General features: G+C 60.0%; 21 protein-coding genes. 13 read left to right on the plus strand and 8 right to left on the minus strand.

Annotated elements, in window-relative coordinates; all coding sequences use genetic code 11:
* Nucleotides 1-72 precede the first annotated feature (72 nt).
* Together ACCD00_RS11325 and ACCD00_RS11330 are read left to right on the plus strand one after the other, a co-directional pair.
* Nucleotides 73-438 (plus strand): YkgJ family cysteine cluster protein, encoded by a 366-nt coding sequence (locus tag ACCD00_RS11325; RefSeq protein WP_008016472.1) that lies wholly within the window; start codon nucleotides 73-75, stop codon nucleotides 436-438.
* A 147-nt stretch (nucleotides 439-585) separates the two neighbouring features.
* Nucleotides 586-2802, plus strand: a complete 2217-nt coding sequence (locus tag ACCD00_RS11330; protein WP_413424477.1) for a putative bifunctional diguanylate cyclase/phosphodiesterase — start codon at nucleotides 586-588, stop codon at nucleotides 2800-2802.
* Here ACCD00_RS11330 and ACCD00_RS11335 read toward each other — a convergent pair.
* Nucleotides 2759-3655: an NAD(P)-dependent oxidoreductase gene (locus ACCD00_RS11335; protein WP_413424479.1), complete on the minus strand. Its 897-nt coding sequence runs from the start codon at nucleotides 3653-3655 to the stop codon at nucleotides 2759-2761. The genes ACCD00_RS11330 and ACCD00_RS11335 overlap by 44 nt on opposite strands.
* A 196-nt stretch (nucleotides 3656-3851) precedes the next feature.
* Between ACCD00_RS11335 and ACCD00_RS11340 the strand changes: the two genes are divergently transcribed.
* Nucleotides 3852-6050: a hypothetical protein gene (locus tag ACCD00_RS11340; RefSeq protein WP_413424481.1), complete on the plus strand. Its 2199-nt coding sequence runs from the start codon at nucleotides 3852-3854 to the stop codon at nucleotides 6048-6050.
* A gap of 298 nt (nucleotides 6051-6348) precedes the next feature.
* Here ACCD00_RS11340 and ACCD00_RS11345 read toward each other — a convergent pair whose 3' ends face one another.
* Nucleotides 6349-6654: a DUF2288 domain-containing protein gene (locus ACCD00_RS11345; protein ID WP_111281502.1), complete on the minus strand. Its 306-nt coding sequence runs from the start codon at nucleotides 6652-6654 to the stop codon at nucleotides 6349-6351.
* A gap of 351 nt (nucleotides 6655-7005) precedes the next feature.
* Between ACCD00_RS11345 and ACCD00_RS11350 the strand changes: the two genes are divergently transcribed.
* The 5 genes from ACCD00_RS11350 to ACCD00_RS11370 all read left to right on the plus strand — a co-directional run bounded on the left by ACCD00_RS11350 (nucleotide 7006) and on the right by ACCD00_RS11370 (nucleotide 12003).
* On the plus strand, nucleotides 7006-8133 hold the full coding sequence (locus ACCD00_RS11350; RefSeq protein ID WP_413424484.1) for a branched-chain amino acid ABC transporter substrate-binding protein: 1128 nt from the start codon (nucleotides 7006-7008) through the stop codon (nucleotides 8131-8133).
* Between the two features lie 227 nt (nucleotides 8134-8360).
* Nucleotides 8361-9284 carry a high-affinity branched-chain amino acid ABC transporter permease LivH gene (gene livH / locus ACCD00_RS11355; protein WP_046043982.1) on the plus strand — a complete coding sequence of 308 codons (924 nt, stop codon included), beginning with the start codon at nucleotides 8361-8363 and terminating at the stop codon, nucleotides 9282-9284.
* Entirely contained in the window at nucleotides 9281-10537 is a 1257-nt protein-coding gene (locus ACCD00_RS11360; protein ID WP_413424486.1) for a high-affinity branched-chain amino acid ABC transporter permease LivM, read from the plus strand. Before livH ends, ACCD00_RS11360 begins: the two co-directional genes overlap by 4 nt.
* Nucleotides 10534-11301: a high-affinity branched-chain amino acid ABC transporter ATP-binding protein LivG gene (gene livG, locus ACCD00_RS11365; RefSeq protein WP_413424488.1), complete on the plus strand. Its 768-nt coding sequence runs from the start codon at nucleotides 10534-10536 to the stop codon at nucleotides 11299-11301. The genes ACCD00_RS11360 and livG overlap by 4 nt, the downstream gene beginning before the upstream one ends.
* Nucleotides 11302-12003 carry an ABC transporter ATP-binding protein gene (locus ACCD00_RS11370; RefSeq protein WP_413424490.1) on the plus strand — a complete coding sequence of 234 codons (702 nt, stop codon included), beginning with the start codon at nucleotides 11302-11304 and terminating at the stop codon, nucleotides 12001-12003.
* Nucleotides 12004-12220: 217 nt separating this feature from the next.
* Here ACCD00_RS11370 and ACCD00_RS11375 read toward each other — a convergent pair whose 3' ends face one another.
* Nucleotides 12221-13129 carry a LysR family transcriptional regulator gene (locus ACCD00_RS11375; RefSeq protein WP_008052920.1) on the minus strand — a complete coding sequence of 303 codons (909 nt, stop codon included), beginning with the start codon at nucleotides 13127-13129 and terminating at the stop codon, nucleotides 12221-12223.
* 107 nt (nucleotides 13130-13236) lie between these two features.
* On the opposite strand from ACCD00_RS11375, the gene ACCD00_RS11380 reads away from it, so the two are divergent.
* The 3 genes from ACCD00_RS11380 to ACCD00_RS11390 all read left to right on the plus strand — a co-directional run bounded on the left by ACCD00_RS11380 (nucleotide 13237) and on the right by ACCD00_RS11390 (nucleotide 16494).
* Entirely contained in the window at nucleotides 13237-13836 is a 600-nt protein-coding gene (locus tag ACCD00_RS11380) for a short chain dehydrogenase (RefSeq protein ID WP_413424493.1), read from the plus strand.
* Nucleotides 13837-14104: 268 nt separating this feature from the next.
* Nucleotides 14105-14773 carry a COG3650 family protein gene (locus tag ACCD00_RS11385; protein WP_413424495.1) on the plus strand — a complete coding sequence of 223 codons (669 nt, stop codon included), beginning with the start codon at nucleotides 14105-14107 and terminating at the stop codon, nucleotides 14771-14773.
* A gap of 107 nt (nucleotides 14774-14880) precedes the next feature.
* Nucleotides 14881-16494: an NAD(P)/FAD-dependent oxidoreductase gene (locus ACCD00_RS11390; RefSeq protein WP_413424497.1), complete on the plus strand. Its 1614-nt coding sequence runs from the start codon at nucleotides 14881-14883 to the stop codon at nucleotides 16492-16494.
* 117 nt (nucleotides 16495-16611) lie between these two features.
* Here ACCD00_RS11390 and ACCD00_RS11395 read toward each other — a convergent pair whose 3' ends face one another.
* On the minus strand, nucleotides 16612-17709 hold the full coding sequence (locus tag ACCD00_RS11395; protein ID WP_413424554.1) for a PLP-dependent cysteine synthase family protein: 1098 nt from the start codon (nucleotides 17707-17709) through the stop codon (nucleotides 16612-16614).
* Nucleotides 17710-17956: 247 nt separating this feature from the next.
* Between ACCD00_RS11395 and nhaA the strand changes: the two genes are divergently transcribed.
* Complete coding sequence (gene nhaA / locus ACCD00_RS11400) at nucleotides 17957-19144, plus strand: Na+/H+ antiporter NhaA (protein WP_413424499.1); 1188 nt, start codon at nucleotides 17957-17959, stop codon at nucleotides 19142-19144.
* Between the two features lie 104 nt (nucleotides 19145-19248).
* Here nhaA and ACCD00_RS11405 read toward each other — a convergent pair whose 3' ends face one another.
* Complete coding sequence (locus tag ACCD00_RS11405; RefSeq protein ID WP_008016451.1) at nucleotides 19249-19713, minus strand: glycine zipper 2TM domain-containing protein; 465 nt, start codon at nucleotides 19711-19713, stop codon at nucleotides 19249-19251.
* A 166-nt stretch (nucleotides 19714-19879) separates the two neighbouring features.
* On the opposite strand from ACCD00_RS11405, the gene ACCD00_RS11410 reads away from it, so the two are divergent.
* Nucleotides 19880-20116 carry a hypothetical protein gene (locus tag ACCD00_RS11410; protein WP_413424501.1) on the plus strand — a complete coding sequence of 79 codons (237 nt, stop codon included), beginning with the start codon at nucleotides 19880-19882 and terminating at the stop codon, nucleotides 20114-20116.
* Between the two features lie 5 nt (nucleotides 20117-20121).
* Here the strand turns inward: ACCD00_RS11410 and pdxH are convergent, their stop codons facing one another.
* From pdxH to ACCD00_RS11425, 3 genes are all read right to left on the minus strand, one after another.
* A complete protein-coding gene (pdxH, locus tag ACCD00_RS11415) occupies nucleotides 20122-20769 on the minus strand; it encodes a pyridoxamine 5'-phosphate oxidase (protein WP_413424503.1) in 648 nt (215 codons plus the stop codon).
* A gap of 24 nt (nucleotides 20770-20793) precedes the next feature.
* A complete protein-coding gene (locus ACCD00_RS11420; RefSeq protein ID WP_413424505.1) occupies nucleotides 20794-21801 on the minus strand; it encodes an OmpA family protein in 1008 nt (335 codons plus the stop codon).
* Nucleotides 21802-21913: 112 nt separating this feature from the next.
* Entirely contained in the window at nucleotides 21914-23059 is a 1146-nt protein-coding gene (locus ACCD00_RS11425; RefSeq protein ID WP_413424507.1) for a serine hydrolase domain-containing protein, read from the minus strand.
* Nucleotides 23060-23082: the final 23 nt, after the last annotated feature.

Genomic DNA, 23082 nt, shown 5'->3' on the forward strand with positions numbered 1-23082 from the left:
GCCGTTGGCGAAGCCTAGAATAGCGGCCTTGCTCCCCCCCTGTGTCTCCACTCCTCCTTACGATAATCGCCCATGTCCGAAGCCAGTCCGTGTCTGAATTGCGGTGCCTGCTGTTCTCATTTTCGCGTGTCATTTTTCTGGGGTGAATGCGCTTCTGCCGGGGGGACGGTACCCGATGAGCTCGTCGAGCAGATCAGCCCCAGCCGGGTCGCGATGATCGGCACCGGCTGTAAACCCGTGCGCTGCACAAGCCTTGTGGGCGACGTGGGCAGTACGGTGCAGTGCTCGATTTACGAAAAACGCTCCAGCACCTGCCGGGAATTCGACGCCTCATGGGTCGATGGCCTGGTCAATCCCGATTGCGACGCGGCCCGTGCCGCATTCGGCTTGCCGGCCCTGCAACCCGCGTTCGAGACGCCTCAGAAGCAAATCGCCTGAGTATTAGCACCAATCGCTATTAGCTTAATATCAAAATCATTGGTGCCAATGTGCCACTATCGCTTGCACTCCATCCATGCCCTCTATACTCCAAGGCATTCGCCGGCGCTCCTTGCGCCGGCCTGAGGGATAACGATGGGGCATGCTATGGAGTGGCTTGGTTTGCATTTCATTACCGAGCTACCAGAGAGTGGGCAGGTCATACTCAATTGCGCACATGACCCTTTTCTGGTGCTACTGGCTTATCTGGTCGCCTGTGTCGGTTGTTTCGCGACACTGGACATGGCCGAACGGGTTGCTCACGCTGAAAAATCCGCCTCCAAAACACGATGGCGCTGGGTGGGCAGCGGATGCCTGGCCGGCGGCATCTGGGCCATGCATTTTGTCGGGATGCTGGCATTCCAGGCGCCTATCGGCCTTTACTACCAACTGCCTGTCACGGTGTTCTCGCTAACCATCGCGCTGCTCGCCGCGTGGCTGGCAATGCATACCCTCAGCCTCCCTGATTTGAATTTGCAACAGTGCCTCAAGGCATCGATCGGGATTGGCCTGGGTATCGCGACCATGCATTACGTGGGCATGACGGCCATGCACTCCAGTGCCTCGGTCTATTACCATCCGGGTCTGTTTGCCCTTTCCATCGCGCTCGCGATCGGTGCCGCGCTGGCAGCCTTGTTGCTGGCATGGTATCTGCGCAATGGCGCCGGCTTGCTGCATCAGCTCTTCAAATGCTGCGCCAGCCTGCTGCTCGGGGCGGGCATCCTCAGTATGCACCTCACTGCCATGGCCGCCTTCAACCTGGTACTGCCCAACGGCAGCCTGCCAGCGCAATCCGGCGAACAAAGCCATCTGCAACTGGCGCTGACCGTGACGGTCATGACCCTGCTGATCATCGGCAGCAGCATCAGTGCGGCACTGGCGGACAAGAAACTGCAACACAAGGACCACGACCTGCAACGGGTCAACTCCCTGCTCAGCCAGCTGGACCAGGCCCGCATGTCGCTGCAGCAGGTGGCGCACTACGACCCGCTGACCAACTTGATCAATCGCCGCGGGTTCAACCAGGCCTTCGCCGAAAAGCTCATCGAGAAAACCAATGAGACCGGGATGCTGGCGGTCCTGTTCCTGGACATCGATCATTTCAAGCGGATCAACGACAGTCTTGGCCACGATGCCGGTGACGAACTGCTCAAAGTGCTTGCCGGGCACATCAAGAGCTCGATTCGCAGTCACGAGGATGTGGTCGCACGCTTCGGTGGCGACGAATTCTGCCTGCTCATTGACCTGCATGACCGTGACGAAGCGCGGCAGTTGGCCCAACGCATCATGCTGAAAATGAAAGAACCCATCGAGCTGGCCGGCCGGCGCATGGTCATGACCACCAGCATCGGCATCAGCATGTTTCCGGAAGACGGCAAGACATGTGAGGAACTGCTGAAGAACGCCGACCTGGCGCTGTATCAGTCCAAGGGCAGCGGCCGCAACAGCCTGAACTTTTTCAGCGCCAACCTGAAAACCCGCGCCACGCTGGAGCTGCAACTGGAAGAAGAGTTGCGCCACGCCCTGCGTGAAGACACCGGCCTGATGCTCTATTACCAACCGATCTATGACCTCAAGACGGGTCAGGTCAGCAAGCTCGAAGCCTTGATCCGCTGGCAACACCCGGTCCACGGTTTACTCGTACCGGATCGTTTTATCGCCATCGCCGAGGCCAACGGACTGATCGCCGAGCTGGACAACTGGGTGCTGCGCAAGGCCTGCGAGGATCTGGGCAAGTTGTCGCGCCAGGGCTGTGAAGAGCTCAAGATCGCCGTGAATTGCTCGCCCCTGAACCTGGCGCGCGAAGAACTGGCCGATGAAATCGAGTACGCATTGCGGGCCGCCGGTGTGGAACCCCACCGCCTGGAACTGGAGGTCACGGAAAACGCCTTGATGGGCAATATCGCCAATACCCTGGTGCTGCTGCGGCAGATACGCGCCCTTGGCGTGTCGCTGTCGATCGATGACTTCGGCACCGGCTATTCATCCCTGGCCTACCTCAAGCGCCTGCCCCTCAACACGCTGAAAATCGACCGCTCGTTCATCCAGGACATCCCCAAGGCCACCCAGGACATGGAAATTGTCCAGGCGATTATCGTCATGGCCCATACCCTGCACCTGCAAGTGGTTACCGAAGGGGTCGAAACCTTCGAGCAATACCAGTTCCTGGAAAACCATGGCTGTGACTTCGTCCAGGGATATTTGCTCAGTCGGCCGGTGCCACTGGCCGAGCTGCATCCGGTGCTGAACGAAATCAACCAGCGCAAACACGCCTATACCGTCACGACGCTGAGTCTGGCTCACGGTACATCTGCACTAACGTAGACGGGTCTTTTTCAAGGAAACCCTGACTTCCATGCAGGCGCATCAACTGCGCGGCCAGACCGCTTATCGGTGTAGCCGAGCCTTGCTCACGGGAAAACTTCACCGCTGTGTCCAGATCCTTGAGCAACGTGCGCACGTGCCACTTGACCGGTTCGAAACGGTTTCCAGCCATCTGCGGGGCCAGGATCTGCAACGGTTTCGAATCGGCAAAGCCGCCGGCCAGCGCTTCGGCGATCAGGCTTGCATCCACCCCGGAACGTTCGGCCAGCGCGACCACTTCGGCAATCACCAATGCATTGCAGGCGACGATCATCTGATTGCACGCCTTGGTCACCTGCCCTGCCCCGACGCCGCCCATGTGCGTCACCCGCTGCCCCAGGTTCAGCAGAACAGGACGAACCCGTTCCAGATCCCGTGACTCGCCACCCACCATGATCGCCAGGCTTCCAGCCTCGGCACCGACCACGCCACCGGACACCGGCGAGTCGAGCCAGCCCATGCCGGTTCTACTGGCGAGCTCCGCGGCCATTTCCCGCGTGGCATTGGGTTCCAGACTGGAAAAATCCACCAGCAACCGGCCTTTTCCTGCCCCCTCGACAATGCCTGCCGGACCAAACACTACCTCGCGTACGACCGACGTATCCGCCAGGCACAACATCACCACGTCGGCGTGCTGGCACAGTTCGGCCGGGCTGGCGACCTGGCGTGCGCCTGCCTCCACCAGCGGCCTGCACTTGTCCGGATTGCGATTCCATACCGCCAGCGGATAGCCCGCGGCCAGCAGGCGCCGGCACATCGGCAGCCCCATCAGGCCGATCCCGGCAAACCCCAGCGAAGGTAGCGTTGACATCATTTAGCCTCCTTTTGATTAAAGATCGCCAAATATTGGCCGATCCATCATGACTTAGGAAAGGATTCACTCCGAGTGACGCTCAGGCTAAAGACCAAGGCATGGTCCAAGTACGCGCTGAAAAAAGACGCGATTCTATTCCGTGACGGTTCGACGACAGTGAGTCGGCCAACCAATCAGCCCAGGTAGATGGCGAACAATGACTTCTAAAAACACCCCGGCCACTGCGGTAACCGATCTGACGTTGAGCCCCGCGGCCAACAGCCCGTCATCACCGAAGCCATTGATTCAATCCCGCCCGTTGGCGACCCAGCAATACCTGTACTTCACCGAAACCAACACCGACCGCATCCTCGATAACCTCGACGGCCTGCGCGACATGGTGTTCCCGCGCCCACCGCATCTGGACGGCGACAGCGAACAGCACAACGACCAGGAATTCCCGTCGGTGTGCCTGATCGGCCTGGGCCGCTGCGGCTCGAACATTGCGCTGGACGTGGCGGAGCTGGTGTACAACGCCCGCAAGTTCTACCTCAACGAATTCAACAACGAAGATCGCCTGTCGCCGGACAAGCGATTTGCCGAAAAGGGCTACAGCCCGGCCCAGTGGATCCGCAACAACCTGCGCCTGGGCCAGAACAAAAACACCAAGCCGGTGTTTCTGGTCGAGCCGCTGGTGATGCTCGGCGACCTGGACAAGGACATCGCCGGACGCATCCGTTTCTCGCGCAAGGGCGAAAAAAGCGGTTTCCTGCGTGACTACAGCAAGATGAAAATCATGGACTTGTCGGAAGTCCACGCCGGCGGCGCCGGTAACGCGCCGATCCTCGGCCAGTACCTGGCCAAGATCATCCTGAACAAGGACACCCAGCGTTTCTCCAGCCCTGACTGGAAAATGATTCACTCGTACCTGATCGACAGCTGCGGTATCAAGGCCAACCAGTCGCGCCTGTACTTCTCGATCTTCAGTGCCGGCGGCGGTACCGGCTCGGGCATGGCCTCGGAATTCGGCCTGGCCCAGCAACACTCGTACATGAACAAGACGTTCGACACCAAACCGATGGACGAGCACGACAGCAAGAGCGGCCACTCCTTCGTCTTCGAACCGATCTTCACCAGTGGCATCTGTGTACTGCCGAACATTTCCGATCACCGCAGTGAAATGTCCGAGGCGCTGCACATCAACGCCGGTCGCCTGCTGTGCAAGTACCTGTCGGAAGAGTGGGACTTCTCCTACAACTTCGCCAACGAAGACAGCAGCGAAGCCAGCGTCATGGGCCGCATCCGCCCGTGGAACGCGATGATGCTGATTTCCAACGACATCATGCGTTACGCCGAAGAGAACGATGACGGCAATATCCAGAACATTGATGTCAATGCCATGGAAAAGCACGCCAACCAATACATCTCGCAGCAGATCTTCAACATTCTGACGGCCCAGGCGGTAACCACCGACTACGACCAGAACTATTTCCGTCGTGCCGGCATCGACATCGGCGAAACCATCCGCCTGGACGCCAACGACCTGTTCATGAGCCTGGCCGGCCCGGTGGCGATTGCCTATGCCGAGTCCGTGGTGCCGGAAACCCCGCCGCCGAGCAGCGACAAATTCAAGGTGTTCGAGAAAGAGCCGCAGCGCCTGAACATCGATGACCTGTTCTTCCGTTCGATCGACTTGCCGCACTTCAACAAGGTCACCCAGGCCATCGAAGGCATCAGCCTGTTGCCGATCGAGTCCAAGCGCTATCGCGCGTCGCTGGAGCAGTACAAGAACTCGGGTTATGACGCGGCGGCCCTGCATGACCTGCATTTCTTCAAGAATTGCTCGTCGGTGGTGTCGATCGTTTCCCTGCCGAAGGACTACAAGCTGTCCTACATGGACCTGAACCGGTTGAAGACTCACCTCAACAGCCTGTTCCCCAACACCACGCTCAAGCGCTACGCGCTGGTGATCGGTGCATCGGCCAACCTGTCGCTGACCACCCTGATCGCCAAGAGCCCGTGCCTGTCGGACGATTTCCTGACGCTGATCGTGGCCTTCATCAAGCGCTGCTTTGCGAAGTCTGCCTACCGTTTCGACGAAACCCTGGACAACTCGATCCTGGACTTCATCGTCCAGGAGGAATTCGACGAAGGCCGGATCGACGACTTGCTCAACGAATTCGAGAACCCGGCAAAGATCCTCGATACCAACTGGTACGCGATCAAGCCGATGTACGAGAAGAAGTACCGCGAACTGATCAACGACAAGGAAAAATTCGTTTCGATCAACGACATCCGCCTGTCGCGCGATTGTGTGAAAAAAGCGATCAAGTACCTGCGCGAGATCTACCGTCACCGCATCGGCAAGACCAAGGTTATTTCGTTGAATAACCATACGGGCAAGACGGCTTACTAAGCGTCGCCCCCATTCGCGAGCAAGCCCGCTCCCACATTCGACTGCATTCCTTCTGGAGGAACACGGTTAAATGTGGGAGCGGGCTTGCTCCGGGCGGCGTTCCGACGAAGGCGACCTCAAAGTCACCGCAATTCAACGTCCAGAAACAATTGAGCAGCCGTTCAGTTGCCCTCTCAACTGTTCCCGTTACGTTTACGTCACCGTGAGGCTGTGGCCTTTCTCTACGGCAACGTGCCATCACGCTACTCGGCTACACACTTTTCCCTCTGAAAGCAGTGCACCATTCAGGTGCAGCTTATTAAGCCTGCGCCCTTTCCTGGACCAGAATCCACGGCGAAACAACCACGGCCCACAACTGCGGATCACGTTCAAAAAGATCCAGCGCCCGTGTTTCAGACAGCTTGGCGAGTTTGTCAGCAGCCAGCCAGGCAGCCACTTTCTCCCCTTCATCCTGGGCCACCGCCTCGGCGGCGGCGATCAAATCCAGGCCAGGATCGACCCACAATAGGGCACCCTTGGCAAAGAACGGCTCCAGCTCTTTCCAGGAAATAGATGCGGTTTCACCAAGCAGCTTGGCATAGAGGGTGCTAGGTTCTTGATTCATGGGACTGTCCGGAAAAGAAATCGACGCGAATGATAACGTCGGTTGTCTGGCAGAAAAACCCGGATGCAATTGAGTGACCGAAATGAAAAGCGCAGGAAAGCCAGGGAATGCACGGAATACGGCTATAAGCCTCTCAACACCCCCGCCGCAATTCTGTCTTTTTCTTTCAATAAAGCGACATCTGCAGGTTTTGTCCCCCGGCGCCGCCTTCCCAGGCCGACAATCGGCGCTCTACACTGTACCGGTACAGTTGCCGAGGGACTTTTCCGGGGAATGTCGCAGATATCTGACCCGGTTCTGCTGCTTTCGGCGCCAGGACTATAAAAACTACAACAGTAAGAGTGGAGCACTATGACTAAGGCTACTAAGCAGATTTCCAAACTGTTTGCCGCTATGGTTCTGGCCGGGGTTGCCAGCCATTCGTTCGCAGCTGACACCATCAAGATCGGCATCGCCGGCCCTAAAACCGGCCCGGTCACTCAGTACGGCGACATGCAGTTCATCGGCGCCAAGATGGCCATCGAGCAGATCAACGCCAAGGGCGGCGTCGACGGCAAGATGCTCGAAGCCAAGGAATACGACGACGCGTGCGACCCTAAACAAGCCGTGGCCGTCGCCAACAAAGTGGTCAACGATGGTGTGAAATTCGTTGTCGGTCACCTCTGCTCCAGCTCCACTCAACCGGCTTCGGACATCTACGAAGACGAAGGCGTGATCATGATCACCCCGGCTGCCACCAGCCCGGACATCACCGCACGTGGTTACAAAATGGTGTTCCGCACCATCGGCCTGGACAGCGCCCAGGGCCCTGCCGCCGGTAACTACATCGCCAACCACGTAAAACCGAAAATCGTTGCTGTGCTGCACGACAAACAGCAATACGGTGAAGGCATCGCCACTTCCGTGAAGAAAACCCTCGAAGGCAAAGGCGTCAAGGTTGCCGTGTTCGAAGGTCTCAACGCGGGTGACAAGGACTTCTCCTCGATCATTCAGAAGCTCAAGCAAGCCAACGTCGACTTCGTCTACTACGGCGGCTACCACCCGGAACTGGGCCTGATCCTGCGTCAATCCAAGGAAAAGGGCCTGAACGCCAAGTTCATGGGACCTGAAGGTGTGGGCAACGACTCCATCTCGCAAATCGCCCAGGACGCTTCCGAAGGCCTGTTGGTGACCCTGCCGAAATCTTTCGACCAAGACCCGTCCAACAAGGCGCTGGTTGAGGCGTTCGCCGCCAAGAAACAGGACCCGACCGGCCCGTTCGTGTTCCCGGCCTACTCGGCCGTCGAAGTGATCGCCGAAGGTATCAAGACCGCCAAGAGCGAAGACACTGCCAAGGTGGCTGAAGCCATTCACAAAGGCACCTTCAAGACTCCGACCGGCGACCTGTCGTTCGACGACAAGGGCGACCTGAAGGACTTCAAGTTCGTGGTTTATCAGTGGCATTTCGGTAAACCAAAGACCGAAGTTTCGCCTCAGTAAACTGGCTCCATGAGTAATAGAGCCCACTGCGCAAGCAGTGGGCTTTGTTTTACGAGGTTAATAGGTCAGAGTCCCGCGATCCGGGAGCTGATTTACCTGAAAATCTTAAAACCGTCACCAGCGGTTCGCTGGCAAACGCTCGTGCGAAGGTGGCTACAGACCACACAGCCCGGGCCGGAACATGACTCCACCAGTGAAATGCGTATCAGGTTTTTAGGAGCGTTGTAATGCCTGAGATCTATCACTTCTTCCAACAGCTGGTTAATGGGCTGACCATTGGCAGCACCTATGCCCTGATTGCCATTGGCTACACAATGGTTTACGGCATTATTGGAATGATCAACTTCGCCCATGGCGAGGTCTACATGATCGGTTCCTACGTGGCCTTCATCGTCCTTGCCGGACTGGCCATGCTGGGTATCCATTCTCTGCCACTGTTGATGACCGCCGCATTCCTGGCGACCATCGTTGTAACCAGTGCCTACGGCTACAGCATCGAACGGATCGCCTACCGCCCTCTGCGGGGCAGTAACCGTCTGATCCCGCTGATCTCGGCCATCGGCATGTCGATCTTCCTGCAAAACTCCGTACTGCTCTCGCAGGACTCCAAGGACAAATCGATCCCCAACCTGATTCCGGGCAGCTTCAGTTTCGGTCCGGGCGGCGCACAGGAAGTGCTGATCTCCTACATGCAGATCCTGGTGTTCGTGGTGACCCTGGTGGTGATGCTCTGCCTCACCCAGTTCATCTCGCGTTCACGCCTGGGACGCGCCTGCCGGGCCTGTGCCGAAGACATCAAGATGGCCAACCTGCTGGGCATCAACACCAACAACATCATCGCCCTGACCTTCGTCATCGGTGCCGCCCTGGCGGCCGTGGCGGCTGTACTGCTGAGCATGCAGTACGGCGTGATCAACCCCAACGCCGGATTCCTGGTGGGCCTCAAGGCCTTTACCGCGGCGGTACTGGGTGGCATCGGCAGCATTCCGGGCGCCATGCTCGGTGGGCTGGTGCTGGGGGTGGCGGAAGCATTCGGTGCCGATATATTCGGTGACCAGTACAAGGACGTGGTGGCTTTCGGCCTTCTGGTTCTGGTGTTGTTATTCCGGCCAACCGGCCTGTTGGGGCGTCCGGAGATTGAGAAAGTATGACTAGGAATCTTAAACAAGCGCTGTTCAGCGCCCTGCTGGTCTGGGCCGTGGCCTATCCGGTACTCGGTCTGAAACTGTCCATCGCCGGCATCAACCTCGAAGTACTGGGTGCCAGTACCTCCACGCTGTTCATCATCACCGCCAGCTCGGTGCTGATGTTCCTGCGGGTGCTGTTCGACAAGCAGTGGAGCACCATGATGAAGTCAGCGCCGAAAGGCTCGCTGGTTTCGCCGAAGGTCAGCCACTTCATGACCCTGCCCAGCACCCAACGCTGGATCATCATGGGGTTGATCGTGGTCGCTCTGGTGTGGCCGTTCTTCGGCTCGCGCGGTGCGGTGGATATCGCCACGCTGATTCTGATCTATGTACTGCTCGGTCTGGGCCTGAACATCGTGGTCGGTCTGGCGGGGTTGCTCGACCTGGGCTACGTCGGTTTCTACGCGGTGGGCGCCTACAGCTATGCGCTGCTGTCGCACTACTACGGCCTGAGCTTCTGGATCTGCCTGCCCATCGCCGGACTGATGGCTGCGACGTTCGGCTTCCTGCTGGGCTTCCCGGTACTTCGTCTGCGCGGTGACTACCTGGCGATCGTGACCCTGGGCTTCGGTGAGATTATCCGTCTGTTCCTGCGTAACCTGACGGACCTCACGGGCGGACCGAACGGCATCAGCAACATCCCCAAACCGTCGCTGTTCGGCCTGAGCTTCGATAGAACGGCCGCCGAAGGCATGCAGACCTTCCACGAGTACTTCGGCCTGACTTACAACCCGGTCAGCAAGGTGGTATTCCTCTACCTCGTTGCGTTGTTGCTGGCGCTGTTCGCGCTGTTCGTGATCAACCGCCTGCTGCGCATGCCAATCGGCCGTGCCTGGGAAGCTTTGCGCGAAGACGAAATCGCCTGCCGTGCCCTGGGCCTGAACCCGACCGTGATCAAGCTGTCGGCCTTCACCCTGGGTGCCTGCTTCGCCGGTTTCGCCGGTAGCTTCTTCGCCGCGCGTCAAGGGCTGGTCACGCCGGAGTCGTTCACCTTCATCGAGTCGGCCACCATCCTCGCCATCGTGGTGCTGGGCGGCATGGGCTCGCAGTTGGGCGTGGTCCTCGCAGCTGTCGTGATGATCCTGTTGCCCGAGCTGATGCGTGACTTCAGCGAATACCGCATGTTGATGTTCGGCGCCTTGATGGTGCTGATGATGATCTGGCGTCCTCAAGGTCTGCTGCCCATGCAACGTCCTCACATGGAGCTGCGTAAATGAGCCGCGAGATCCTTAAAGTAGAAAATCTGAGCATGCGCTTCGGCGGTTTGCTGGCGGTCAACGGCGTAGCCCTGAGCGTGAAGGAAAAGCAGGTCGTGGCTCTGATCGGCCCCAACGGCGCCGGCAAGACCACCGTGTTCAACTGCCTGACCGGCTTCTACAAGCCGAGCGGCGGCAGCATCCTGCTGGACGGCGAGCCGATCGAGGGCCTGCCCGGCCACAAGATCGCCCTCAAGGGCGTGGTGCGCACCTTCCAGAACGTGCGGTTGTTCAAGGACATGACGGCGGTCGAAAACCTCCTGATCGCCCAGCACCGTCACCTGAACACCAACTTCCTGTCCGGCCTGTTCAAGACCCCGTCGTTCCGCAAAAGCGAGCGCGAGGCCATGGAGTACGCCGAGTACTGGCTGGAAAAGGTTCACCTCAAGGAGTTCGCCAACCGCCCGGCCGGCACCCTGGCCTATGGACAGCAACGTCGCCTGGAAATCGCCCGCTGCATGATGACCCGTCCGCGGATCCTCATGCTCGACGAACCGGCCGCCGGCCTGAACCCGAAGGAAACCGAAGACCTCAAGGCGCTGATCAGCGTGCTGCGTGAAGAGCACAACGTCACCGTGCTGCTGATCGAACACGACATGAAACTGGTCATGAGCATTTCCGACCACATCGTCGTGATCAACCAGGGCACGCCCCTGGCCGACGGCACACCGGAACAGATCCGCGACAATCCTGAAGTGATCAAAGCCTACCTGGGGGAAGCGTAAATGCTGCAGTTCGAAAACGTTTCCACCTTCTACGGCAAGATCCAGGCCCTGCACAGCGTCAACGTCGAAGTCCGTCAGGGCGAGATCGTGACCCTGATCGGCGCCAACGGTGCCGGCAAGTCGACCCTGCTGATGACGCTCTGCGGTTCGCCGCAGGCCCACAGCGGCAGCATCCGCTACATGGGTGAGGAACTGGTCGGCCAGGACTCCTCGCAGATCATGCGCAAGAGCATTGCCGTGGTGCCGGAAGGTCGTCGGGTGTTTTCCCGCCTGACCGTGGAAGAAAACCTCTCCATGGGTGGTTTCTTCACCGACAAGGGCGATTATCAGGAACAGATGGACAAGGTCCTCGGACTTTTCCCACGCCTGAAAGAACGCTTCAGCCAGCGTGGCGGCACCATGTCCGGCGGCGAACAGCAAATGCTCGCCATCGGCCGTGCGCTGATGAGCAAGCCCAAGCTGTTGCTGCTCGACGAGCCGTCGTTGGGCCTGGCACCGATCATCATCCAGCAGATCTTCGACATCATCGAACAGCTGCGCAAGGACGGTGTGACCGTGTTCCTGGTCGAGCAGAACGCCAACCAGGCACTGAAAATCGCTGACCGTGCCTACGTTCTGGAGAACGGCCGGGTAGTGATGACAGGCACCGGTGAAGCGCTGTTGACCGATCCGAAAGTGCGTGACGCGTACCTCGGTGGCTAAGCCTTTGCGGTAAACAAAAAACGGCCTTTGCGGGCCGTTTTTTTTATGCCTGCCAACCTCCCTGACTACGCAAACCCTCTTCTGTAGGAGCGAGCTTGCTCGCGAAGAACTGGAGGGCGCCGCGTTCATTCAGACAACCCTCGTCATCGTTAACGTCCATCGTCGGAACGCCCCCCGGAGCAGGCTCGCTCCTACAGGACGACGTGCGTGTGAAGATTTACAACCGATCCAACGCCTCCCCACTGCGCTTGAACCACCCGATCAAATAGTCCGCCAGCACTTGCGTGCGCTTGGGCAATCCACCCTGATACGGATGCACCAGATACATTGGCATGCTGCGGGTCTGATAATCGCGCAGGAGCCATCGCAAGCGCCCGTCGGCCAGTTCTGTTGGCAAGCAGTAGGATGGCAGGCGCGCAATACCGGCGCCGACCAGTGCGGCTTTCTTCAAGAGGTTGTAGTGGTTGCTGGCGAACGGCCCAGACACCCGCACCCGCAACAACTCATGCTGCTGGTGATAAAGCCATTCTTCGCGGCCGCTGTAATGGCTGTTGAGCAGGCAACGATGCTCGGCCAACGCCTGGGGCGTTTGCGGTTCACCGTATTGTTCCAGATAAGCCGGGCTGGCACAGGTCAGCTCTTGCCACGCCAGCAGCGGGCGCGCCACCAGTCGCTGGTCAATGGCCACGTCAGAGCGAATCGCCAGGTCGAAGCCGTCACGGGACAGGTCGCGGTAGCTGTTGTTGAGCTCCAGTTCGATCTGCACCTGAGGGTATTTGGCGGAGAACTCCAGCAGCAGGCCATCGAAGAAGGTTTCCCCGAGTGATACCGGCACCGTCATCCGCACCGGGCCGGCCATGTCGTCCTTCAGACGCGCCAGGGCCTGGCGCGCCCGCTCGACTTGCACCACCAGCGCCTGTGCCTGGGGCAACAACGCAGCACCGGCAGCGGTCAGGCTCAGGCGGCGGGTGGTGCGTTGCAACAGCACCACGGAGAACTGCGCCTCCAACTGGCTGATGCGTTTGGACAACTGGCCTTTGCTGCAACCGAGCTGCTGCGCCGCCAGGGTGAAACTTCCCGCTTCGATCAACACGGCGAACGCGGCCAGGTCATCCATCTCGCTCATGGATTGTTTCCATTTGAAAACCAAAGGTTGCCTATTAGCGCGCTTATCTGCAGAAAAAACCACCCTAAACTGATACCTCGTTCAATCCACAACGAGGATCAACATCCATGAAAATTCTATTGATCGGCGCAGGCGGCACCATCGGTTCGGCCATCGACAAAGAACTGTCGCCACGCCACGAAATCATCCGCATCGGTCGCACCAGCGGCGACTTCCAAGTGGACATCAGCGACAGCGCCTCGATTCGCAAACTGTTCGAGCAGACCGGCAAATTCGACGCACTGGTGTGCGCCGCGGGCAACGTGACCTTTGCCCCGCTCAATGAGATGACCGAAGAGAGCTTTGCCTTGGGCCTGAAAGACAAACTCATGGGCCAGGTCAACCTGTTGCTGATCGGCCGCGAGTTCGCCAACGACGGCGCTTCGTTCACCTTCACCACTGGCGTGCTCAGCCACGATCCGATTTACAGCGGTGCCTCAGCGGCGCTGGTCAACGGTGCACTGGACAGCTTCGTCCGGGCCGCCGCCATCGAACTGCCGCGCGGCCTGCGTGTGAACTCGATCAGCCCGAACGTCCTGGTCGAAGCCATGGGCAAATACGCGCCGTACTTCCGCGGCTTCAAGCCGGTTCCTGCGGTAGATGTGGCGTTGGCCTACGCCAAGAGCGTGGAAGGCCTGCAAACAGGTCAGACCTTTCACGTCGGCTGACCGTCCTTTCTGACAGACGCGTTACTGGCGAACGATCACGCCGTTCGCCAGACGCCCGTGCCCGAACTGTCGCAGCCACTGTTGCATCGGCCGTTCAAACCATCGATGACAGATCAGGCTGGCACCGATCAGTACCAAAAAAAAACAGCAGCAATGTCCATGGTTGATGAAAGACGCTACGCCTCCGGCAACTCAATCCCCGACACACAAGCCTTGTGATCACAGGCTTGCCTGAGTAACGTGGCGGCACCTGTCAGGAGACCCCAAGATGCGTGTTGCCCGTTCCCTAGTCCTCGTCGCCTTGCTTCCGCTGTTCGCCGCTTGCCAGTTGTTCGAGGGTGAACGGCAGAGCGCCTCCCATGTCGGCCAGACACGCATGCAAGGCCAGTTGACCGCAGCGGATGGCAAACTGGTGTTCCAGCCGTGCAACCAGGCAAACCGCTATGTAGTCAACGACACGGGCGGTACCAGTGTCCTGCAGCAGGCTGCAAACCTGGCGGACAAACAGGGCAAGCTGTTTGCCGACGTGCGCGGACGGGTTGTGGCCGGCAGTGGTGGTGACGGCCAGTTCGATCTGGAGCAGTTGTACCGCGTCGAGCGTTCGGGCACCGCGTGCGATGATCCGAACTTCAAACAGCTGATTCTGCGCGCCGCCGGGCACACCCCGGAGTGGAGCGTGAAAGTCAGCGGCAAAGGCATGGTCGTCGACCGCGCCGGCCAGCCGCCGCTGGCCGTGCCCTACGTCGAGGAGCAACTGGGCGATGGCCGTTTCAACCTCAGCACCGAAGCCAACAACCAGCACATCGAACTCTGGGTTGCACCGCAACGTTGCGTCGACAGCAGCACCGGCAGCATCCAGCACATGAGCGCCGAGCTGCGAATTGACGGCCAGGTTCAGCGCGGATGCGGTTATTTCGGAGGATCGCGCGACGACTGATTCGACGAGAGGCGGTTTTTGCCTCACTGGACGCTGCCTTTGGGGCTTATAATTGCCGGCTTCAAACGCCCTGGCGCAGTTGTGCGCCCCGCGAACCGGATCCCGCCATGTTACGAATCACCGAACTCAAGTTGCCGATCGACCATCCCGATGAAGACCTGCGCCCTGCCATCGTGCAGCGCTTAGGGCTTGCCAGCGATGACCTGCTCGATTTCACCTTGTTCAAGCGCAGCTACGATGCGCGTAAAAAGTCCTCGGAACTGTGTTTCATCTACACCATCGACCTTCAAGTTCGCGACGAGGCGGCGGTGCTGCACAAGTTCGCCGACGACCGTAACGTCAACGTGGCACCGGATGTCAGCTACAAAGCGGTAGGCCAGGCTCCGGCCGACCTGAATGCGCGTCCGATCGTCGTCGGCTTCGGTCCGTGCGGGATTTTCGCCGGGCTGCTGCTGGCGCAAATGGGCTTCAAGCCGATCATCCTCGAACGCGGAACCGAAGTACGCCAGCGCACCAAGGACACCTGGGGCCTGTGGCGCAAAAGCGTGCTCAACCCGGAATCCAACGTGCAATTCGGCGAAGGCGGCGCGGGGACATTCTCCGACGGCAAGCTGTACAGCCAGATCAAGGATCCGAAGTTCCTCGGTCGCAAGGTCCTGCACGAATTCGTCAAGGCCGGCGCGCCGGAAGAAATCCTCTACGTCAGCAAACCGCACATTGGTACGTTCCGTCTGACCGGTGTGGTGGAAAACATGCGTGAGCAGATTCGCGCCCTTGGCGGCGAAGTGCGCTTCCAGCAGCGTGTCACCGACGTGTTGATCGATGACGGCCAACTGGTCGGCGTCGAGCTCAACGGCGGCGAACAGATCCATTCGAAACATGTGATCCTGGCCCTCGGCCACAGCGCCCGCGATACATTCCGCATGCTCCACGGCCGTGGCGTGTACATGGAAGCCAAGCCGTTCTCGGTGGGTTTCCGCATCGAGCACCCGCAGTCGCTGATCGACCGCGCGCGCCTGGGCAAGTACGCAGGCCACCCGAAACTGGGCGCCGCCGACTACAAACTGGTGCACCACGCCAGGAACGGTCGTTCGGTCTACAGCTTCTGCATGTGCCCGGGCGGTACGGTCGTGGCGGCGACGTCCGAACCGAACCGCGTCGTGACCAATGGCATGAGCCAGTACTCGCGTAACGAGCGCAATGCCAACTCCGGCATCGTCGTCGGCATCACCCCGGAAGTCGATTATCCGGGCGGTCCGCTGGCCGGTATCGAGCTGCAGGAACGCCTGGAATCCCACGCCTTTGTGCTGGGTGGCAGCAACTACGAAGCCCCGGCGCAACTGGTCGGCGATTTTATCGCAGGCAAAGCGTCCACCGAATTGGGCAGCGTCGAGCCGTCCTATAAGCCGGGCGTTGCCCTGGGTGATCTGGCGCTGGCCTTGCCGGCGTTCGCCATCGAAGCGATTCGCGAAGCCTTGCCGGCGTTCGAGAAGCAGATTCGCGGTTACTCGCTGCACGATGCGGTGTTGACCGGAATCGAGACGCGTACGTCGTCGCCACTGCGCATTACCCGCAACGAGTCGATGCAGAGCCTGAACGTGAAAGGCTTGTTCCCGGCCGGTGAAGGTGCCGGTTACGCGGGCGGGATTCTCTCGGCGGGTGTCGACGGGATTCGCATTGCCGAAGCGGTGGCCCGGGACATCCTCGGTCTCGAGGCCTGATACCACTCTAATGTGGGAGCGGGCTTGCTCGCGAAAGCGGTGGATCAGCCAATACATATGTTGGATGTGAAACCGTCTTCGCGAGCAAGCCCGCTCCCACATTCGATCTTCGGTGTGTCAGATATTGGCGCGCAGCACCGAGGCCGGCAATGGCTCACCGCGCTCAACGGTCGCCGCTACCGCAGCCATCAAGCCACTCAATTCATACCCCTGGGCCTTGAGCCACTTCGGATCGTAATAGGTCGTGGCGTAGCGCTCGCCGCCGTCACACAGAATCGCCACCATCGACCCCGTCTCCCCCGCCGCCTTCATCTGCTGAGCGGCCATCAGTGCGCCGATCAGGTTGGTCCCGCTCGACCCGCCCACATGGCGTCCCAGACGCTCTGCAAGGTAGTGCATGGCCGCCAGTGACAAGGCATCCGGCACCTTGACCATCGCGTCGATCACCTTGGGCAGAAACGACGCTTCCACACGCGGCCGGCCGATGCCTTCGATACGCGAGCCGTGATCCAGACGCAGGCTGGCATCGCCCGTCTGGTAGTAATCAAAGAACACCGAACGCTCGGCATCGGCACACAGCACGCGAGTGCAATGCTGGCGATAACGCACGTAGCGGCCCAGGGTGGCCGTGGTGCCCCCGGTGCCGGGGCTGGAAATCAGCCAGCTCGGCTCGGGATGCTGCTCGAAACGCATCTGATGAAAGATCGACTCGGCTATGTTGTTGTTCGCCCGCCAGTCGGTGGCTCGCTCGGCGTAGGTGAACTGGTCGATGAAATGCCCGTCGTGTTCGCGAGCCAGACGCTCGGACTCGGCGTAGATCTGGGTCGGGTCGTCCACCAGGTGGCTTTGGCCACCGTAGAAGGCAATTTGCGCGATCTTTTCCCTGGACGTGGTCGCCGGCATCACCGCAATGAACGGCAAGCCCAGCATGCGTGCGAAATACGCTTCGGAAATCGCCGTCGAACCGCTGGAAGCTTCAATGACCGGCGCACCGGGTTTGAGCCAGCCGTTACACAGCGCATACAGAAACAGCGAGCGGGCAAGGCGGTGCTTGAGGCTGCCCGTGGGGTGGCTGGATTCATCCTTGAAGTACAACTCGATGCCTGGAAAACCCGGTAGCGGCAAGGGAATCAGGTGTGTGTCGGCGCTGCGCTGGAAGTCGGCTTCGATGATCCGGATCGCTTCGCGGGACCACTGTCGGTTGTCGCTCATGATGGTTTTCTCGTTGAATCAGGCAAGAGTGGGCCTTGTCACAGGGCTCAACTATCAAGCTTAGGAAAAAACCTACATACAGCACAGGTACAGCTGAGATCCAATACGCCCGGCAACTGCTAGGCTCAGGTCCTTGCCGGCAGATTACGTTGTAACGACATATAACAAAAAAGAATATAACTTTTGTTTTAACAACTAACAGTACTTGTTAGGGTGTAACACCTTTTGAATTCACGGATGGAGAGCGACCTTGCCTCTGCGTAGCACTTTCACGCGTTTCTTTCAGTTGGAAGCTGCCAGCGGTCTGCTACTGATTGCCGCTGCCGTTCTGGCTCTGATCATCAACAATTCGCCGCTGTCGTGGCTGTACAACGGCCTGCTGGACACCCCCGTGGTGGCCCAGATCGGCGCGCTGAAAATCGCCAAGCCCTTGCTGCTGTGGATCAACGACGGCCTGATGGCACTGTTCTTCCTGCTGATCGGCCTGGAAGTGAAGCGCGAAGTCCTCGACGGCCAGTTGTCCAGACCGTCGCAAATCGTCCTGCCCGGCGCGGCGGCGATTGGCGGCATGGTGGTGCCGGCGCTGATCTACTGGTACCTCAATCGCGACACGCCACCAGCCCTCAACGGCTGGGCAATCCCGACCGCTACCGACATCGCCTTCGCCCTTGGCGTGCTGGCATTGCTGGGCAAACGCGTTCCTGTCTCGCTGAAGCTGTTCCTGATGACCCTGGCGATCATCGACGACCTTGGCGCGATCATCATCATTGCGATCTTCTATTCCGGCGCGCTGTCGACCTTGTCCCTGGCACTGGCTGCGACCTGTATTGCGGCGCTGATCGGGATGAACCGGCTTGGGGTGGTCAAGCTCGGACCGTACATGATCATTGGCTTGATCCTCTGGGTCTGCGTACTCAAGAGCGGTGTCCACGCCACGCTGGCCGGCGTGACCCTGGCTTTCTGCATTCCGCTGCGCACGAAAAATGCCGAGCCTTCGCCGCTACTGACCCTGGAACACGCCCTGCACCCGTGGGTCGCCTACGGCATCCTGCCGCTGTTCGCCTTCGCTAACGCCGGCCTGTCCCTGAGCGGCGTCACCGTCGAAAGCTTCACTCACCATGTGCCCATGGGCATCGCCATCGGGCTGCTCCTGGGCAAGACCGTCGGTGTCTTCGGCCTGACCTGGCTGGCCGTGAAAACCGGTATCGCCGCCCTGCCCCAAGGCGCCAATTGGGGCCAGGTGCTGGGTGTGGCGATTCTCTGCGGCATTGGTTTCACGATGAGCCTGTTTGTCGGCTCGCTGGCCTTTGAGCCGGGCGTTAGTGATTTCGCCGGGATGGACCGCATGGGGATCCTGACCGGTTCGATACTGGCCGCGCTGATCGGTTATGCAGTGACGGCGATGGCGAGCCGCAAGAGCACCGCGCTGGCCTCCTGATAAACAGCGATAACGCCTGGCGCCAATCAAGACGCCCCTCAGCTGAAAAACAAAAAACCCGATCAGTCACCTGATCGGGTTTTTTGTTTATCCGGTGTTTGCGCTTAGTGCGAAACGCGGCTGGTGCCATTCACACTGGCGATGCGCACACGCTCGCCAACGCGGAACACTTCGTTCGGTTGAACTTCCTGAACGTAGGCGCGCATGCTGCCATCGTCTTCGCGCACGGTGATTTCCACGCCCTGGGTGCGGGTCAGGCCTTCTTCAGCGGCCGAACCGAGCAGGCCACCAGCGACTGCGCCGATGACCGCAGCAACAACACTGCCTTTGCCGCCACCGACGGAGCTGCCGCCAACGCCGCCGACCACTGCGCCCGCAGCGCCGCCGATCGGGGTTTTGGTGCCTTCGATTTTCACCGGACGCAGCGCTTCGATGGTACCCATGCGAACGGTCTGCACACGACGCGCCTCGTCACGGGAGTAGGAGTCACCGGTCAGGCTCGATTGGCAACCAGTGAGCAACATCGCCATCGTGGAAAAGGAAGCAACCAGCAGAACAGACTTACGCATAGCATCAACTCCAAAGAAACAGATGTTCATTAGACCCCGCGGCTTGACGCCTGTCACGGCATCACCCGGGTAAAATTGCTTTGATTCAGGCCCCGTTAAGGCGCCCCCCACGAACTCACACAGTAGCGGCAAAATCGGAAAACCGCCCCGCCGACCAAGGATTTTCATGGACTACTTTATCATCGTCGTCACGACTGTTGCCGGTTTGTACTTCCATTGGTGGCTGTACGTGCGGATCAAACGCTGGATGGACCGCGACCTGGCACTGGCGCTGGCAGGAAAGGACGAGCAGAAAAAAGCCTTCATGCTCGAGCGGTTGGCAAGTGCCCGGGCGCAGAAGATCAAGCGTCGAGACCTGCCGAAGTGGCTGGAGGCCGCTGCGGCAGACTATCCCGGTCGGTAGGCGGCTCAGGGTGCCAGGCGTTCAAGAATCCAGTCGGCGCCCTGCTGGCGGTAGTTGAGGCGGTCGTGCAGGCGGCTTGGGCGGCCCTGCCAGAATTCGATGCGCTCCGGCAGCAGGCGATAACCGCCCCAGTGTTCCGGGCAATGTGGCTGGGTGTCGCTGAAACGTTGCTCGGTGTCCTTGAGCAGCGCTTCGAGCTCGCCACGATCGGCGATCACGCAACTCTGCGGCGACGCCCAGGCCCCCAGACGACTGCCGAGCGGACGAACCTGATAATAGGCGTCGGACTCCTCGGGTGTCACCTTCACCACCCGCCCTTCGATGCGCACCTGGCGCTCCAGCGCCGGCCAGAAAAACGTCATGGCCGCGAACGGATTCGCGGCCAGTTGCTGGCCCTTGGCGCTATCGTAGTTGGTGAAAAAGGTGAAGCCCTGCTCGTCCAGGCCCTTGAGCAATAGAATGCGACAATGCGGTCGACCGTCCTGGTCAACGGTGGCCAGGGTCATGGCGTTGGCTTCCACCGGCGCCTGTTCGGTTTTCACCGCGTCGGCAAACCACCGGTGGAACAACGCAAACGGCTCGGCCGGGGCTTGCGCCTCGGTCAGGCCATCCCGGGTGTAGTCACGACGCATATCAGCCAGGCCCTGGGTCATGGCGCATTCCTTTTGGTTAACGAATCACTGCTTTGCAGTATCGGTGGTGGCGCCTTTCTTGTCAGCCGCGGAGGCTTTGGCTGGCGTGGTTTTCTTCGCCGGCGTTGCAGTTTTCGCAGGTGCTTTCTTGGCCGGAGCTTTTTTCGCCGGGGCTTTTTTCGCCGCTGGAACAGCCGCTTTTTTAGACGCCGGGGCCGGTGTCACAGGCTTGGCGACCGGCTTGACGTCAGCGGCAGTGACCCTGGTCACAGGGGCCGGCGCCGGCATGTTGTACTTGCTCAGCAGTGCGGCCATGGTGTTTTGCGGGGTCACCAGCAGCTCCACGCGGCGGTTCAACGCACGCCCTTCCACGCTGTCGTTGGCGGCGCGCGGCGCATCACCGCCCATGCCACGCAGCATCAGGCGATCACGCTGCAAACCACTGAGACGGAAAATTGCCGCGACGGCCTGGGCACGCTCCTGGCTCAGCTTGACGTTGGCAGGCGCAGCGCCGGACGTATCACTGTGGCCGAGGATCAGGACAGCAGTCTTTGGATCGGCTTCAAGGATTTTGGCAATGCGGGTAAACGGACCGAGTGTGACCGGCAGCAACATGGCCGGACGATCAGGGTTGAACGAGCCTTCGACCGGCGCAGTCACCACCAGCACGTTTTCGCGACGCTCGAGTTGCAGGTTGCTGCCCTTGACCGCCTCGCGCAGGCGCGGTTCATAGTCGTCAAGCCAGGCCTGGGTGACTTTCGGGTCAGGCATCGGTACAGCCTTGGCGGCGCTCTGCTCGCTACCGCCAAACGGCCACCACCACTTGCTGCCGCTATCGGTTCCGGCCTTGGCCACCGCAACGGGTTTGACTTCAGGTTTCACCTCCGGCTTGACCGCAGGCTTGCCAGCGCTGTCGTCGGAACCGAACGGCCAGTACCAGTGGCTGCCGCTTTCAGTCTTGGCGACCGGTGCCGTGGCGTCTTTCTGTGGAGTCTGTGCGCAACCGGTGATAGCGAAGCACAGGGCCAAGGCGAGGGTTTTATTGGATGACATTGGATATCCACAAAAATGAAGTCAAAAAATCAGGCCGCATGGGCCCGTATAAGCAGACGCTTTGAAACTGAAAAGACAATCGGGTTCCAGTCCCGGAACCCGATAGCCGCTTTTACAGACAAGTGGCCAGAACCCGCGCCAGCTTTTGCGCACGCGGGTCCATCAAGACGTACGGCCCCAGGGTATTTGTCACAAACCCGAAGGCCACATCGTACTCCGGGTCGGCAAAACCGATGGAGCCGCCGGCGCCCGGATGACCAAACGCCCGCGGGCCAAGGCCGAAGGTGGCGTTGGCAACGTCCGGTTGATCGAGCATGCAACCCAGGCCGAAACGGGTCCGGGTCAGTAAAGTCTTGTCCTCGCCGAGGCTGTGCTCACGAGTCAATTCATCGAGCATTTCGCTTTCCAGCAGGCTGCCGTCAAGCAGGCCGGCGTAAAACCCGGCCAGGCTGCGGGCATTGCCATGGCCATTGGCGGCTGGCTGCTGCATGCGTCGCCACTCGGGTTTGTTGGTGCTGGTCATGATCGACGGCGGGTTGGTGAACGCCCGGGTGGTCATGGCCGTTGGCTCACGCATGGTCACTTGCAACAGGCGCTGGGCGGCGGCATCGCCGACATTGCCCTTGCCCCGCGCAATGTGGGCCACGCGATAGAACTCTTCGTCGGCCAGACCCACATGGAAGTCCAGGCCCAACGGCCTGGCGACCCGCGCAACGATGGACTCACCCGGCCCACGGCCGTCGGCACGGCGCAGCAACTCGCCGACCAGCCAGCCATAGGTGATCGCCGCGTAACCGTGACCTTCGCCCGGCGTCCACCACGGCGCTTCGGCGGCCAGGGCGCCGACCATGGTTTGCCAGTCGTAAAGGGCTTCGGGGGCCAGTAATTCGCGCAATGCCGGAAGGCCGGCCTGATGGCAGAGCAGTTGACGAAGGGTGACAGACTCTTTGCCGGCAGCGGCAAATTCGGGCCAGTAGCGCGCAACCGGGGCATCCAGTTGCAGCTTGCCTTCGGCCACCAATTGCAGCGCGGTGACTGCGGTAAAGGTCTTGGTGCAGGAGAACAGGTTGGCGATGGTGTCGCTGTGCCAGGCCTCGGCCCCGTCCTTGTCGGCAGTGCCGGCCCACAGATCGAGGACGGTTTCGCCACCGATCTGAATGCACAACGCGGCGCCACGCTCCTGGGGATCGTCGAACAACGCCGCGAAAGCCTCACGCACCGCCTCGAACTTAAGCTCGTAATGACCCTGAATCTGCACCCGCAACTCCCCGGATTAACGCT

This window comes from Pseudomonas sp. Pseusp3, from assembly GCF_047304225.1.
GTDB lineage: Bacteria > Pseudomonadota > Gammaproteobacteria > Pseudomonadales > Pseudomonadaceae > Aquipseudomonas > Aquipseudomonas fluorescens_CD.